The organism is uncultured Maribacter sp. (genome assembly GCF_947496775.1).
Lineage (GTDB): Bacteria > Bacteroidota > Bacteroidia > Flavobacteriales > Flavobacteriaceae > Maribacter_B.
The window spans coordinates 1-275 of sequence record NZ_CANMDU010000067.1 but is presented as its reverse complement, the minus strand read 5'-3'; the positions used below and the strand labels follow the sequence as shown (position 1 = coordinate 275).

Sequence of the window (275 nt, the reverse complement as noted above, 5' to 3'; positions counted from 1 at the left end):
ACTGATGGTATTAGTGTGTCAGCAGATAATACTGTAGAAACAAAAGCTGGTGTTGGTGCTGATTTATCTGCATTTGACTGGGCTAATCAATCTTTCGTAGTAACTAAATCAGCAGCTAACTCAATTACTAATACTGACCTGTCCGGGGAAATTACCGAAAACAGTCTTTTATTAGCTTCTATTGAGTATAACTTAACAGGATCTTTAACAGTAAAAGAAGGAGCTACCTTAACTATTGAACCTGGAACTGTAATTAAAGCTAAAAGTGGAAGAAC

1 pseudogene is annotated in these 275 nt (G+C 36.0%); it reads left to right on the top strand.

Features of this window, described 5'->3' with window-relative positions:
* Positions 1 to 275, top strand: a pseudogene (locus tag Q0856_RS18100) (hypothetical protein); the annotation flags it as partial.